This window comes from Bacillus sp. C1 (genome assembly GCF_054570475.1).
The window spans coordinates 1,147,204-1,162,886 of the sequence record NZ_JBTMZT010000001.1 but is presented as its reverse complement, the minus strand read 5'-3'; the positions used below and the strand labels follow the sequence as shown (position 1 = coordinate 1,162,886).

Sequence of the window (15,683 nt, the reverse complement as noted above, 5' to 3'; positions counted from 1 at the left end):
GTTTTACTAAATCCTAAAATCACAATGATGAATATAATTCCAGCGATTGCTATTGCTTCTAAAATAAATTGCACAATTTCCCCCTCCTCAAAGTTCTCGCTATTACGAAACTTACTCGTTTAGCCAAACTTTCATTTAGTCGAGTGTATCAAAAGAATTTTTTAGTCAGGGATAAGCTTACTTTCACAATTAGCTTATCCCCGTCCCGTGAATAGTGGATCCATCCTATTTTTAGTTGATACATACAAAAAGCCATCCCTTCCAGAAAAATACTAGAAAGAATGACTTCGATCAGTGACGATTCTCCTTATCTTCCAAGAATCGTTCGTTGCATCTATAAGACTTCTATGTATAATAACGTTACTCTTATCTTGTCGCACGTACTTCAGCAACAAGTTTTCCACCCTCGATGCTCATATAAAGCTTGACAGGTACTTCATTTGTATTTTCAAACACTAAATCTAAATATGGATAGGCAATTGTAGCATCTCGGCCTTGCGGAACGTATCCAACTGTTTTAGAGTGTGTCGTTCTCTCCACCATTTTTAAACCAGCTTGGTCTGCCGCGTTAAAAAGAGTAGAAGATGTTTGACATACTCCCCCGCCATAACCATCTACTAATTTCCCATCAACAATTTCTTTCCCTAACTGATACCCTTTGTCTGGTGTTGTATCTCCAATTAGGGCGTTAAAAGAGAAACGATCTCCTTTTCCTAATACTACACCGTTAATATTACTTGCAGACAAACGAATATTTTCAATTCTACCGCCTGTAGAACCTCCTAAATTCGTTTCGTATCTACCTAACACTGCACCATTTCCTCTTGCATCCTCTGGCGTCGCTACAGGTTTCTTTTCGACAATTGGTAATTGGTATGAGGAATCCCACATTCCTACATTCATTAATTTATTTACTAACTCTTTTTCCATTAGCTCATAAGAAGGCTTTCCTTCTTGCCACGTTCCATCACCTGCTAGACGTGAAGGAATCATCTTTTGGTCAATACTTTTTCCAACTTCACTAGCAACCTTTGTTACTTCTTTTTTAAATTTATTTTCATCTTCAAAATAACCTAAGTTTGCTAGATTTACATTTTTCATTTCTTTCCCAGTTCTAGGATCAACTAAGCTGATGCTGTCGCTAACGCCGGTCTTAGCTTCTACAGTGTGCTCCCCTATACCACTTACTAACGAAACTTCACTTACTTTTGTACCACATCCACTCACTATACTTACACATAGTGCCCCTATTACTATACTTTGTACCTTACGTAACAATACACTCTCTCCTTTTCCCTAACCATTACTCTTTGTTTTCAAATGTATCTATGTATGATTACATGATTTTGAACTATAACTACAAATATTACAATTTGATTTCCACTATATTAAAACTACTCTTTTCTTGAAGAAATGTCTACAAATATTTACTTAAAAAACTTAAGTTTATTAATAATGTAATCCTCCTCTTCATTAACCAGTATATACCAACCACCAATTAAAAAACAATTTAAATACATTGATATTTCATGATTTTTTCCATTTAATAATCATTCAAAAAAACTAGCAACTTTTCTTACACATACATCATGACAATCTCCATTGAAAATGGGTATTTGCCGTGCCACCCATCCGCTCTTGCACATACCTTATGGTGAATTCACCAAACTTTAGAGAACGGAGGATGTTTATGTATCCCTACAATTCATCTGTCCCTTACACCCCTTATTATTATCAAGAGCAATATGAAGGACAACCGCAATACCAACCATATATAGAACAAGCTGAACAAATGAATCCATATGATCCAAACAGGCAATTCCAAATGCCGATTTCATTCCCAGGTGCTAGTGGTCGTCAGTTAGAAAGACGAGTAAACGAGCTAGAACAAAGAGTAAATCAGTTAAATCGTCAAGTACAGCAGCTTCAACAAACGGCAGAACGTCATACACGTAGACTAAACAGATTAAATCAACGTTTACGTACTGTTGAAAATAGACTCAACATTCCATTTTCAGCACTCGAGGATGGTTTTTAATGAAGGAAGGGTTTTCCCTTCCTTCATTAAATTGACGAAAGTTTTCTCTATCTCTATACTGATAAGAGTTAATGAAATGAAACAAGGTGATAAATATGGATTTTGAAATAAATTTCCTCTCTTTCTATGTTGTACAAGTAGAAGGAAAAGGTGAACAAGCAGATAAACGATATAAGCATTTTCAAACGTTAGATGCTGAAGAATACGAAGACAGTTCCTTAAAAGATTTCTTAGATGGTGAATTATTAAAAATATCAAAACGAAAAGTAGAACGCCACGCAAAAACCGAACAAGCCCCGACAAAGATTGGTCGATTTATTGTAGAAGCTGGACACGAATTCGATTCAAACCCTCATTATAACTTATTTAATCGGATCCGCTTTGCAGAAACGAAAGAGAATTTCAAAGATATGAGTGAACCTCTCGTTTATACATATATCGACACAAGTGCAGTGCGCGGGGGCGTATTTTTAGTTGCCCAAGCAAAACTACGAAAATACTTTGATGATCCATTCGTATTCGTGATGAAGTGTGACTTCGAGCCAAAAGTCGCTTCCATTTCTGATGAAGCAACACTTATCCGAAACGTGGAAATGGCAATTACGACGAAGAATATGAAGTCTATTCAATACCCATACATGCCTGAAGAGGGAATTGTAGAAGTAGGCGAACTAAAAATACACCAAGCATCACACGCCCGCTACTTCGAAGACTTCTTAAAATTTGTTGAATATGAGCGCTCGATGCCAGAAATTATGAAAACACAAGTTATGGATATGGTGTACGACCAAATTGAAGATGTATTTGAAGAAGGTACTGAAGAACGCGAACAATTTGACCAAGCAATGGAAGTATGGGCAGCAAGTCCAAAACGTGAGATTATGGAACAATTTACAACCGAAGAAGTAATGGAAGCGACAGCTCAAATTGTCGAGCATGCCCCTGAAGTTGAGTTGAAAGTAAAAGCAGATCATATTTCTGTCAAGGCGTTACTTGCGGACTTTGGAGATCAAATCCATATTGCAAAGGTAAACGATAGATATGTACTGATGATTGAGGCAGATACACTTACATTTGAAAAGGGCTTTTCTCCAATTGAGTTTTTGAAGCCGGATGAACTGCAAGATGTGATTGAGCGAATTGAGAATAAGCAACAGTATAGCTATAACCCAGAAGAAATTGAATAATGTAAAAAAGTAACTAATACACATGTTAAAAAAACAATTATGTGTCCACAAGTGTGACCACGTTTGTGACCATACAGTACTTAAATTTTCGGTTCTAACACTAAATGAATGCTTCCATATAACTATTTTTTACTGAGCGCTGTTAACAAGCGCTCTTTTATTTTGGTCACATTTACGTGTCTATTTGGTGGTCACTAAAAGGATATGGATACTAAAACCACTTATTTTATGACGTTTCACATTACTAACCAATCGAAAGTCTGACCACTTTCCTCTATTATATACGTCTTCTATTCCCCCTCTTATTTACCAACAACACTCTCGATAACCCACGTTCACTTTCGTCCTCCTTATGAAGATAAAATCCCTGAAGATATAACTAACTTAGCAGAATATCATACTACCGAAAGAGGAAAAATATTCCTTGATTTACTAGAAAGTGCACTCAAGGATTCAATGGAAGAAAAGCAAGATGTAACGATTGAAAAGATCGGGAGATAAATTTAATAATAAAATTTGTCAGAGTAGAATGTTATTATAATAAAAACTAAGGATTCAATTTGATTGGTTATTTAAAAATAAGTTACAATAAAAATATCCAGAACGGGATTCAGTGCCCATGTTAATGGTAAAAAATTAAAAACCCATCTCACATGAGATAGGCTTAATTATATACCATTAATTCTACAGAAAAAATAGCGTATTTTTTTATTTTAGGGGGTATTTTGTTTTGTTAGCTTAATAGCGGTATGGTGCTACCCGACTAGAACCAATTGTTTATGGACCGTGGTGCTAGTCCATTTATTATTTCCAAATTTCTTGTACCCATTTAGGATGATCAATAAAACGGGAGCTAATTATATTGACATTTCGTATAAATAACATCATTACATTAATCTTTTTTCGGAAGCACAATTCTTTTATACAATTGAACTGTAATGAAGTAATAAATCGAGTAAATCACTACGAAAATAACAATTGGTAACCAAATACGAAAATATGGATCAATCAAAATGGCTCCGAACATGTTCATACCAACTAATACATGAACAATGCCAACAATTGCTGGGACTAAGAACACGAAGAATAACTCCTTATAAATCGATTGTGTTAATAACTCTCGGCGAACACCGATTTTACGAAGCATTTGATAACGCGTACAATCTTTGGATGCACCAGATAAAACTTTAAACATAAGGCAACTTGCCATCATTGCTAAGTACGCAATTCCGACGAAGAAGCCCATGAACATCAATCCACTGAACATGCCATGATAAGAATCATACATTCGATATTTACTCTTCAGTTCTTCAGGTTTCATACTTGTATATTTAGCTAACTGTAATTCGTCAAGTTGTTTCCATTCCTTTAAGTATGATTTAAAATTATCTGTTTTCCCAATAAACACAGTACTTTCGAGACCCTCTATACTATGGTACATGTTTTTGTCTACAATTTTTATTTCATGATCAGGATACATATAATATGGCTGGATTATTTCGAAAGCTTCACTCCATTGTTGCGGTGACTTCTTCACGTTTGCACCAATTGGCAACTCTTCTGAAACTCTCTTTGTTTTCCCAAACTCTGCTCTCTCATTACTATTTTTCAATACTAAAGGACGATTTTTCTCTAAATCCTCTTTTAAATAGTAAATAGACTGACCATCTATTTTGTAATGATATTCAAGCTTCTCTGTAAATAAGATGGTATTCAAAATTTTCTTTTCTTCAGTTGTTGGATTATGAACGACTGAATCGTAAATTTCACTACCATTAACCATTTTTATTACGTTGTTTTTAAATGCCATACCACCAGAAATCCCACCAGCTCCAAGGGCCACTAACATTGCTACCGTGGCAAGCACATTTGCTAGGCTATTCATACGAAAATTTAATTGTGCAAAAGTAAAAGCATTGAGGCCTTTCTCACTACGTTTTTTATTACTCTTTAACTTGTTAATCATAACTGGGAGAAGTGATCCAAATAAAAGGTAAGTACCAAAGGTTGCTGTGGTCAATCCAAGGGCCATTAATCCGAGAGCAGCCATTCCCGCTTGTGGAATATAGGTCAGTGATGCATAACCAATACCTAACAAAATTAAACCAAGGAATGCAACTACAACTGTCATTTTTCCTTTTACCGCGACACGTTCTGTTTGTGCATCTGCATGTACAAGTTGTAATACGGAAAAACGTACTAATTTAATACTACTCATAATTGCTGATAGTACAAATAGTGCAAAGAAGAAGATGCACGTAACAGTTATAGATGGAATATAAAATGCTTGATAACCCTCACCAGGAAATTCCAATTGCTTCATTAGTAACTGTCCGATACCTTCTGCAAGTCCTACACCAACTGTAATTCCAATCGCAAGAGACGCTGCGCCTAATACGATTGTTTCAATAAACATAAGTAGTGTAACTTTATGCTTTTTTGCTCCTAACATCATATACATACCAAACTCTTTTTGGCGAAGAGATACTAAGAAAGAGTTTGCATATAAAATGTAGAAAAATGTTATAATCGCTAACAGAAAGGAACCAATGTGGAATATAGATACAATATCCCGAATAGAAGAGCTAGATTCAAGAAACGTTTTATTTAATGATAGCGTTTGAAACATATAAAAAGTAGAAATAGATACGATAAGACCAACAAGTAAGACAATATAATCTTGCAACTTACTTTTTAGGCCTGACATGGAAAGTTTAAATAACATGACTGAACCTCCTTTCTTACGCTTTTTGTGTGCCTAAGTTTGCAAGCACGTCTAAAATTTCTTTATAGAACTCTTCACGTGTACCACTGCGATGAATTTCTTTATATAGCTCACCATCTTGAATGAATAAAATACGCTGACAGTAACTTGCACTGTACGGATCATGTGTAACCATCATAATAGATACACCTTGCTCTTTATTTAAGTTTGTCATGGCATCAAGTAAACTGGTTGCATTTTTAGAATCAAGAGCTCCAGTTGGCTCGTCTCCTAAAATAATTGCTGGTTCATGAACTAACGCACGTGCTGCTGCTGAACGTTGCTTCTGTCCACCAGATACTTCAGATGGATACTTTTGAAGTATTGCTGAAATGCCTAACATATCAGCTACCTTTTCTACTTTTGATCCAATATTTCGTGATGAAACACCTTGAAGGGAAAGTGGAAGAGCGATGTTTTCGTAAATAGATAAATTCTCCAATAAGTTAAAGTCTTGGAAAATGAATCCTAACATTTGTGAACGGAAATCGGAAAGCTCACCTTGTTTCATTTTCGTAATATCTGTTCCTGCAATTTCAACAACGCCGCCCGTTGCTTTATCTAACGTTGAAATTACATTTAATAATGTCGTTTTACCAGAACCAGATGGTCCCATAATTCCGACAAACTCACCTTCTTGAATTGAGAATGATACACCTTTTAACGCGTGTGATTGGTTCTCACCTTTTTTACCGTACACTTTTTGGACGTTTTTCACGTCTACAACTGGTTTCGTCATATATATCCTCCTACGTTTGTTTTTTCATTTCTTTAAAATAAGTTGCTATTCTTATTTGCTACTAACAAAATAGTCATGTTGCATCTACCTTTTTCATGAGGTTGTCACGATGTATCCACTTGAAAGCTGTAAAGAAAATTTTCTCTTTAATTTCTCCTCTCTCCTCATCGCTTTGAATACATACATAATAAACTATGAAAATTAGGAAACACCCTGTAAAATCCTTAAGAATTCTTAAGTTTTATAAAAAAAAGCTTATGGAACCTGTAATTCCATAAGCTAATCTATTTGATTGGATGTTCAACAATAAAGGACATCCAGCCGTCTTTATATTTTGCATATATATTACCATTATGAAGTTCAACAATTCTTTTTGAGATAGCAAGCCCCAGACCATTTCCCTGGTCATCTTTTCTTGCCTTATCCCCCCTGAAAAACCTTTCAAACAATTTATTTGGATCGCTAACAGGCGGCTTCTCGACTTTATTTGATACTTTCAAAATTGCCTTGTTACCTATTAGTTCAAGACATATTGATAATTCAGATGGTTTCATGCTGTACTTTATCGCATTCATAAACAGATTTTCATAAACACGTACCATTTTTTCTACGTCTATGAAAATAGGTATTGTTTCTTCCGTTATTGATTTTTGAACGATTAAACCCTCCTTTTCAAATATAGGAATGTATTCTCCAACTATTTGCTCCAACAAACCTGATAAATCAACTTCATTAAAGTTTAACTTAACATCGATGCCTGATAAACGGGTATATTCAAACAGTTCATCAATTAAACATTTCAATCTCTTTGATTTTAAATAAGTGGTTTCAAGGTATTCCTGTAATTGTGTTTTACTTTCGTATTGTCCTCTTTTTAATAAATCTATATAACCAATAATAGATGTCAACGGTGTGCGTAAGTCATGAGATACGTTAGTTATGAGTTCATTTTTTGTACGTTCTAATCGTCTTTCCTGTTCAAATGTATTTTCCAATTCCTTGGACATATAGTTGATATTTTGAACAAGTTGGGTCAATTCGTCCTTCCCCTTAATCCCAATGGTCAAACCCAGTTTTCCATTGGCAATATCATTCACATTATCAGAAATGAGCTTCAAATATGCTATTTTCTTTCGAACCAATATCAAAAAAATTACTATAAAGTTAAAAATTGCGAACGAGAATAAGAATAACAATGATAAATTGAGTTCAAACATACCAAAATCTTCGTGTTTTTTAAATAATGGATCTATGACGAATAGCACCATAAGGATTGTTAAACCAAACGCAACAAAAAAACTAACTGCAACAGCAACAAGAAGTTTTATAATTATTTTATTTCTAAAACTAACCCTCTTCATATTTTATACCCAATTCCCCAAACAGTTTTAATATAAATGGGATGTTTAGAATCCTCTTCGATTTTGTCTCTTATTTTTGTAATATGCACCATGACGGTATTATCTGATTTATAAAAAACCTCTTTCCAAACGGCTTCATATATTTTTGCAACACTCAGGACAATCCCTTTGTTACCGGCAAGTAGTTCGAGTATATCAAACTCTTTTGGAGTTAGCCTGGTTTCCTTTCCCCTTACCCATACTTGACGTGTATCTGTATTCACGGTTAAATCACCAATTTCTAGGATGCTTTTATTATGATTTATTGACGTATTGTATTTTTTAAACCTTCTTAATTGGGATTTTACCCTAGCGATTAATTCCAATGGATTAAACGGTTTTGATAAATAATCGTCTGCACCAGAGGCTAGACCCTGAATTTTGTCTATATCCTCAGATTTTGCAGATAGCATAATGATAGGAATATTGCGGTCTTCCCTGATCTTCATACATGCTTCAATACCATCCATATTAGGCATCATAATATCTAATATTATAAGATCAAACTCCTTTTCTTCTAGCAGTTGTAAAGCTTCCATAGCATCTTCTGCCTTTTGAGTTTTCAGACCTTCATTTTCCAAATAAACAGAGATAAGATTTCTAATCTCTTTATCATCATCGACAATAAGAATTTTTGACTCCATATGATTCCTCCATATTTTTTCTCGTATTAAACAGCTAAAGACATAAGCAGGTGAGACATTTCTATCTTCTCTTTTTCTTAAGCTTGCAAACGGAAGACAAGAAATAACATAATGTATATACGTAATATCGTTCTCCCTAATATATTGTTCAATATTTACTACTGATCCATATACAATAAATAAGTTCCCTTTTTCTTTAACTTTTGCTTTTAGTAAAAAAATAAAATTCCTTATTATTTTCCACTAATAAAATAATTGTCTTGAGATTTCTTCTTTTAATTAATTTTTCTGTGAATACACCTGTACTTGGTCCATATTTGACAATGTAATTTATTTTCTTCAAATCAATTCCTTCAATTATTTTGTCTCCAAGAAACCTTAAAATTGGAATGGCTGCACCAATTGATTTTTAGTGCATTATATACAGAAATAAGAAAGCGAATTGTTTTCATACCTAATCATCCCACAGGTTTGAACTCATAATCATACTCTAGAGTCCAAACCTTAAGAAAAAGGGGCAAAAGTTCTTAAGAATTCTTAAGCTTTCTACAGCAGTTTGTCATAAGAATATATGGTCACTCTTGAAATGTTCACTATTAGCTTCTCATTGTAATGGTAGTTATTAACAACAACTAAAAAATATAGTAAAGTATTAGATTTAACTTCCAATAATCCAAGAGGGAGTCCATTCTCCGTTAAATAGGTATTATACTATACTATAAGAGTGAGTCCATAGTAATTTTTAGAAAATTCTAGGGTGGGCATTACATTAAATAATATCGGTAAAGAAATTCGTGAATTTAGAAAGATATATAAGTTAGCCCAAAAGGGGGCTGGTGCAAAGTTTCTTAACAGATAAAAAGTTGGTATGATTGCAGACGGATTTTATGCGATCGTTAGTAATTGATGTAATTCATTGTACATTGAAAAAAAACGAAGTTTGGTTGTTGCAAAATGATTATGAATATCTAATCCAATTAAAAGAATACAATAATCAATTATCCGAAATTAACTTCATACAAAAACTAATAACAAGCATTAAAAAACTTTTCCCACTCTTTTAACATGGAAACATAATCTATTTATCAGTAGGCAATAATGAATAGAAATTTTGTTTAGTGGGTAATTCAAGGCCTTAGCTTGATGGGCATAGGGTACCGCCACATTGCCATCAAGTTAAGGTTATGTATGTATAATTTCCAACAAAAACAACCATCCTTTTGTACTGTTTTTCTTTTCATCCAATCTACAGGTTTACTTTCCTTTGTATCCTGAAAGTAGAACTGTAGATTTTAAGATAATAAAGTAAATGCCCCTCCCTATCGTACATTTGAGGGAGGGGCATTCTGTTATTCATTATTTTGTAAGGAAGAACGATATATTCTCTCTATCTGTGAAACCATGATTTCTTGTGTAAAATGATTAAGAGCATGCTCCCTGGCATTCTTTCCTAAATATGCTCGCAATTTTTTATCTCTTACTAATAAAGCCAATGCTTCTGCAAGTTGTTGTACATTTCCTGGTTCGCAAATCATTCCGGTCCTTCCATTTTGAATCATTTCTCGTATACCGCCACAGTCCGTTGTTATAATTGCTGTTCCTGATAACATAGCTTCAATAATCGAAAGCGGGAAATTATCATTTATAGTAGGCAACACATAAATATCAGAGTACGAAAGAATTTCTGGTATATCCGTTCTTCTTCCTAAAAATTTAATCCCCTTTAAACCGAGTAGCTGTACTTGCTTTTCCAATGCTGCATCCATGACACCTGCCCCAACAATCCATACTTCCACATTTGATACAACTTCTTTCATGTGTGAAAGTGCTCTTAGAAGAATATCATGACCCTTTCTTGGAGAAAGTCTAGCAACACAAGAAATAATAATTTTCTCTTCTCTTGTCTTTTTATCTATAGTAAATTCTTTAAAGTCTATACCTGTATAAACCGTAATAAGTTGTTCCTTCTTTGCTCCATATTCTTTTAACGGGGAATGAAAAGAATCACTAATCGTTATAATTTTATTAGATGCTTGTATCCCCTGCTTTTCAATTTCACTAAAGTAAATTTCTTCAATCGATCCTTTTTGAATTTTATCAAACTTTAATCGACTTTTTGTAAAATGTCCATGCGGGGTAAAAAAAAGGGGTTTTCTATATTCTAAATTTAATTGACCCAATATAAAGGCGGAAAATAAATCTTGCGCATGAAACACATCATATCTCTCTAAATATTGCCCCTTTAAAAAGGATGTAAATACATTCAAAAAACTAACATTTTTTATAATCTTTTCATTTGTTATACCGTATCTTTTTTGTAAAAAACCCCTTATATATCGGGCTTCCTCGGGAATCTGTTTTTCAAAATGCTCCGTTGGCATTTGAAGAGGAGAGATAACATCTACTTCATGACCCTGCTTTGCAAATCCCGTTTTTAATGACGTAATATAGTTTGATAGTCCTCCTGTATTAGGATATTTTAAAAATGTTACATATAAAATTTTTATTTTGTCTATTTTACTACTATTTACACCACCAAAGATCTGGAACGTTTTCATTTCATAATCTAGCTGATTTTCAATATTATAATACTCATCCATGACTCTCAGTAGGCTCCCATGTAAAGGACACCTAGATTGTGCATCCAAGAAAATCCTCCTCCTACTTAAACCGTCCATCACATGTCTTCTATAATCCAAACTCTTTTCCCCATGTCGAAACCCTTTCAAGGTGATATGGTAATAATTCACCACCACGGTTATCAAATATTCTTCTCAATTGTGTATGCAGCCCTTTTTCTAACGTTCTCTGCAAATACGCCATTTTATAAAGATCCATTGGATTCGTTTTAAATGTAACGCTATTCTTCTTCATTTGCTCTGTATAAAACTTCACACAATGTGTGCGAATTTCTTCAGCATTACTTTGCCAATCTTTTCTGAACCCCAATAATATTTCAACCAAAACTACCATATCAAACCAAACTGGTGCATACTTAGCAGACTCCCAATCAATAAATTGAATCTTCCACGGCCCAGCGCTATTTATATGATTACTACATATATTTTGCATATGAAGATCACCATGCGTTATTGACGAACCATTTTCAATTAGTTCTGGAAAAAAGTCTGGCCCTTTTTGATATATTTTCATAAGCGATTTGTAATGAGGCCTAACAATCTTTTTCAAACGTTCATCCTCTACCGCAGCATGAAGCAATGTTATTGTCCTGTTTATATATTTCACTCTATCCTTCTTCATCTTATCGGACTCATAAATAGGAAGCCAGCCTTTCCAAACATCATTATGCTTCTTAAACCTCCCCTCAAACATATGCGCGTGCAGTTTAGCAACAGAGGGAATGATAGAATCAAAATGCGCTGGAGTGAATGTAATTTGTCCTCGTACTTGGTGAACAAACTCCATAAATATCCACGTTTCAGATTTATTTTTTTCAATATAATATATACGAGGAAGAAACTCCTTTAATATGTGATATGCTTTATCGTAGACTTTAATCTCAACTTCATTTTTATAATGATCAGAGTGATAAATTTTCAAAATAACGGGATAATCCCCTGTTTTTTTTTGAAGGAATAATTTATAAACGCTCATTTTTTGATTTGACTTTAAACAAGTAATGTTAGCAGGATCAACTACAACATTCTCACCGATTTCATAAGAAAGTTTTTTCGAGATTTCTAATCTTTGAAAGTGATCTGATAATCCTTTTGGCTCATACATATTTTCATTCCTTTCGCCTTTGCTTCCAAGCATTCATTAGGTGGGAACATGTACTTCTAATGAATGGCATTGGATCATCCCATGCAAATAGCGCAAACTCTTTTTGTCCTCGCAAGCCTTCATAAAACTCTCGCCATGTCATCCCTTCTCTTTTCTTCTTATAACGAAATGTCAAATAATACCTTACAAAATAAATCCATTTGACACCATCTATTTGTGTAAGTTGCGGCGCCGTTTTTTGATTTGTCACATATAAATAGTACATATACACAAAGTCGATACCCGCACGCTGTGTCAAACTATGCGTTAACCAAAAACGCGGGTTTATTTCAATAAATTTGTACACGCCATCACGAGGATCTTTTTTAAACTCTATCATACCAATACCTTTAAGATTTATTTCTTTAAAAAAAGGTAAACATATATCTACTAACTCTGGAAGCCCCTTACTAACAATGTGAGCTCCCGTGCCAAATTCCGCCGGAAATTGATGGTTTTTTTGTAACGAAAATAATGCGAGTAGCTCCATCTTATCGCTATATAATGTTGCAACTTTATAAAAGCACTGATTATCTCCAGGAATAATTTCTTGAATCATAAGCTGTCCGTGCTGTCGATACAATTGATATTCATTTCTTAGTTGACTTGGATTTTGTATTACAATCGCTTTTTGATTTATCTTTTTTCGAAATTCATGTCCTAAAACTGGTTTTAATATACATGGAAAATCAAGATTCTGTATCGCTTCTTCTAATTCCTCATTTTGCTCAATGATATACGTTTTAGGACATGGAATATTATGTTTTCTTGCTAATTCGTACATTTTTTGTTTGTCTACTAGTTGTTCAATTACATCATGTTCAGGAAATAAAAATAAATAATATTCTGATAATTCTTTGCGATATTTCGAAATAAATACTACATAATCATCAGCTCCAGTATACAATACTGGTTTTTCTTTACATTTTTCAGCCAACTGAATTAAAAATGTAAGCAATTGCTGTTCTTCATATAAAGGACTAGGACAAACTCCACATGATGCAAGACGTGATTTTCCTATTTTATAAACTCTTTCAACATCAAATGCATAAACTTTAATTCCTTTTCTTGCTAAACCTCGGATGATTCCAATCCCATTTGCACTTAAATCCAATACAACTGCTTCATGTTCATGATTCATTAGGATCTTCCTCACTTACATACTTTTTTTATAAATTGCTTCAATTTGAGTTGTCATCGCTTCTCGAGTTAAATAATCCTTAGCAAATTTCTTTGCATTTTCGCCTAATTTTTCCCGAGTTTGTTGATTTGTAATAGCAAATTTAATCGCATCGGCTAGTTTTTTTGTATCCCCTACCTCTACAAGTATCCCTGTCTGAGAATGGTTCACCAATTCAGGTATCCCTCCTGATTTTGTAGAAATGACACATAGTCCACTATGCATCGCTTCAATAATCGAAATTGGTAAGCTGTCGTTGAGCGTTGGAAGAACAAAAATATCTGTTTGAGCTAAAATATCAGGTATATCATCTCTTATCCCCAAAAATTCCACCATAGATAAACCGAGTGCCTCAACTTGCTGTTCCAATCCCTCCCTCATTTCACCATCCCCAACAATAAGGACTTTTATTTTATCTGTGTATTCGCTTTCTATTTGTGAAAGGGCATCAAACAATAAATTATGACCTTTACGTGGCCCTAATCTAGACACGCATGTCAGCACCAACTTATTGCCATGTGTACTTTTCGCTCGGGACGTTTTTGGATACTGAATACCTGTAAGGACTGTTTTCATATTCTCTTGTTTCGCCCCTAGCTGCAATAGTGGTTTCCTAAAAGAATCACTTAGTATAATTAACTGATTAGAAAATTCAATCGCTTGTTTTTCTAATCCTTTATAGTAAACCTCCTCCAAAGAGCCCTTTTCAATCATGCCAAATTTCAGTCTATTAAAAGTGTACATTCCATGGGGTGTATATAACAAAGGACATTTGTAATGTTCACTAAACCTGCCTAGTATATTAGCTGTAAATAAATCTTGTGCATGAAAAACATCATATTTTTTAGATTTTAGTTTTTTTAATAACATTTTTTCATAGGTATACATTTTTTTTTGACTTTTAATAATTGTACTATTATAACTTCCATAGCGTGCACCAAAGAATTTTTTTAATTTAGGTACAATGTCCTCCCGAATCCTTTCCACTTCACTCATAGAAAATTGATTAGGAGAAATAACATCAACCCGATGCCCTAATTTTTTTAATCCTTCACTAAGTGTTTTAATATAGTTAGATAGTCCTCCAACGTGAGGGTAATCCCAAAATGTAGCAATTAATATAGACAATTTTTTCTTTTTCGGTACTTTAAAAGTTATATTCTCAAAACTTCTTCCCACCATACTTTTCTTTCTATTTGATTGTGAGCTTAACCCAAAATATTCATCCAGCGCTTTGATTATATACGGATACGGAAATCCTCCCTGAGTCTTCATCGCCATACCTTCCTTACTACTTCAAATGCTTCAGCATATGGCACACCGATTGTCATTCCTCGAGTTCTCCCTAAATACCTTACCCCTTCATAAGAACGGGGATGCGGAAAATCCCTCATTTCTACATCATAATGTTTCAAAGACGCAATCTTTACATCCATTTGATTCGTGACGTCAACGAAATAATTAGGCTTAAAAATGGTATCATTCGTATGAGCATTCCATTCACTAGAAGACACCGTTTCGAATGTAATCAATTCTATCGGCTCTCTATTTGGCAAAGGTCGAGTTGCTGTCAGCACAGCTTTAAAAGTGATTTGATGATCTATATTAATATCACCATAATGATGAGTGAAAATTTTACTAGGTTTATAAATTTCAATTAGCTTTTCAATTTCTTTCGTTAATTGATGTAACGGAACTAGCTCCAATTCTAAGTTTGCATGATTTAAAAATATAACTTCATTAATACCGATTTCATTATTTGCAGCTATACTCGTTTGCTGCATATGATGCGCTTCCTCTTTTCTTCCTAAAGCAGTAATAACTGATACAATCTTACAGCCCTCCTCTATTAATCTCCTTAATGTACCTCCAGGCCCTAACAGCTCATCATCTGGATGAGCAGCAATAACCAATACACTCTCTCCCATGATTATTTCACTCCTTATAC

General features: G+C 34.1%; 13 protein-coding genes. 3 read left to right on the top strand and 10 right to left on the bottom strand.

The genetic code is table 11. From position 1 onward, the window contains the following. Positions 1–366: 366 nt before the first annotated feature. The gene (locus ACX5JI_RS06175; protein WP_459500183.1) at positions 367–1,278 is read right to left on the bottom strand and encodes a VanW family protein; all 912 of its coding nucleotides are present in this window, start codon (positions 1,276–1,278) and stop codon (positions 367–369) included. A 412-nt stretch (positions 1,279–1,690) separates the two neighbouring features. Here ACX5JI_RS06175 and ACX5JI_RS06170 point away from each other — a divergent pair, with 412 nt between their 5' ends. From ACX5JI_RS06170 to ACX5JI_RS06160, 3 genes are all read left to right on the top strand, one after another. Further along, positions 1,691–2,038 carry a hypothetical protein gene (locus ACX5JI_RS06170; RefSeq protein ID WP_459500182.1) on the top strand — a complete coding sequence of 116 codons (348 nt, stop codon included), beginning with the start codon at positions 1,691–1,693 and terminating at the stop codon, positions 2,036–2,038. Positions 2,039–2,133: 95 nt separating this feature from the next. After that, on the top strand, positions 2,134–3,225 hold the full coding sequence (locus ACX5JI_RS06165) for a DUF3900 domain-containing protein (protein ID WP_459500181.1): 1,092 nt from the start codon (positions 2,134–2,136) through the stop codon (positions 3,223–3,225). 276 nt (positions 3,226–3,501) lie between these two features. Next, positions 3,502–3,726, top strand: coding sequence for an Imm70 family immunity protein (locus tag ACX5JI_RS06160; RefSeq protein ID WP_459500291.1), 225 nt, complete (start codon positions 3,502–3,504; stop codon positions 3,724–3,726). Between the two features lie 391 nt (positions 3,727–4,117). Here the strand turns inward: ACX5JI_RS06160 and ACX5JI_RS06155 are convergent, their stop codons facing one another. The 9 genes from ACX5JI_RS06155 to ACX5JI_RS06115 form a co-directional block, all read right to left on the bottom strand. Continuing rightward, entirely contained in the window at positions 4,118–5,950 is a 1,833-nt protein-coding gene (locus tag ACX5JI_RS06155; RefSeq protein WP_459500180.1) for an FtsX-like permease family protein, read from the bottom strand. Positions 5,951–5,966: 16 nt separating this feature from the next. Then, the gene (locus tag ACX5JI_RS06150; RefSeq protein ID WP_459500179.1) at positions 5,967–6,728 is read right to left on the bottom strand and encodes an ABC transporter ATP-binding protein; all 762 of its coding nucleotides are present in this window, start codon (positions 6,726–6,728) and stop codon (positions 5,967–5,969) included. Positions 6,729–7,012: 284 nt separating this feature from the next. After that, positions 7,013–8,089 (bottom strand): sensor histidine kinase, encoded by a 1,077-nt coding sequence (locus tag ACX5JI_RS06145; protein WP_459500178.1) that lies wholly within the window; start codon positions 8,087–8,089, stop codon positions 7,013–7,015. Further along, positions 8,086–8,772, bottom strand: a complete 687-nt coding sequence (locus tag ACX5JI_RS06140; RefSeq protein WP_084065703.1) for a response regulator transcription factor — start codon at positions 8,770–8,772, stop codon at positions 8,086–8,088. Before ACX5JI_RS06140 ends, ACX5JI_RS06145 begins: the two co-directional genes overlap by 4 nt. Positions 8,773–10,121: 1,349 nt before the next feature. Continuing rightward, on the bottom strand, positions 10,122–11,372 hold the full coding sequence (locus tag ACX5JI_RS06135) for a glycosyltransferase family 4 protein (protein ID WP_459500177.1): 1,251 nt from the start codon (positions 11,370–11,372) through the stop codon (positions 10,122–10,124). An 88-nt stretch (positions 11,373–11,460) separates the two neighbouring features. Beyond that, positions 11,461–12,516, bottom strand: a complete 1,056-nt coding sequence (locus ACX5JI_RS06130; protein ID WP_459500176.1) for a phosphotransferase — start codon at positions 12,514–12,516, stop codon at positions 11,461–11,463. A 4-nt stretch (positions 12,517–12,520) separates the two neighbouring features. After that, positions 12,521–13,696 (bottom strand): carboxylate--amine ligase, encoded by a 1,176-nt coding sequence (locus ACX5JI_RS06125; protein ID WP_459500175.1) that lies wholly within the window; start codon positions 13,694–13,696, stop codon positions 12,521–12,523. 15 nt (positions 13,697–13,711) lie between these two features. Next, complete coding sequence (locus ACX5JI_RS06120; protein WP_459500174.1) at positions 13,712–15,010, bottom strand: glycosyltransferase family 4 protein; 1,299 nt, start codon at positions 15,008–15,010, stop codon at positions 13,712–13,714. Continuing rightward, positions 15,007–15,663: a PIG-L deacetylase family protein gene (locus ACX5JI_RS06115; protein ID WP_459500172.1), complete on the bottom strand. Its 657-nt coding sequence runs from the start codon at positions 15,661–15,663 to the stop codon at positions 15,007–15,009. The genes ACX5JI_RS06120 and ACX5JI_RS06115 overlap by 4 nt, the downstream gene beginning before the upstream one ends. Positions 15,664–15,683 lie beyond the last annotated feature (20 nt).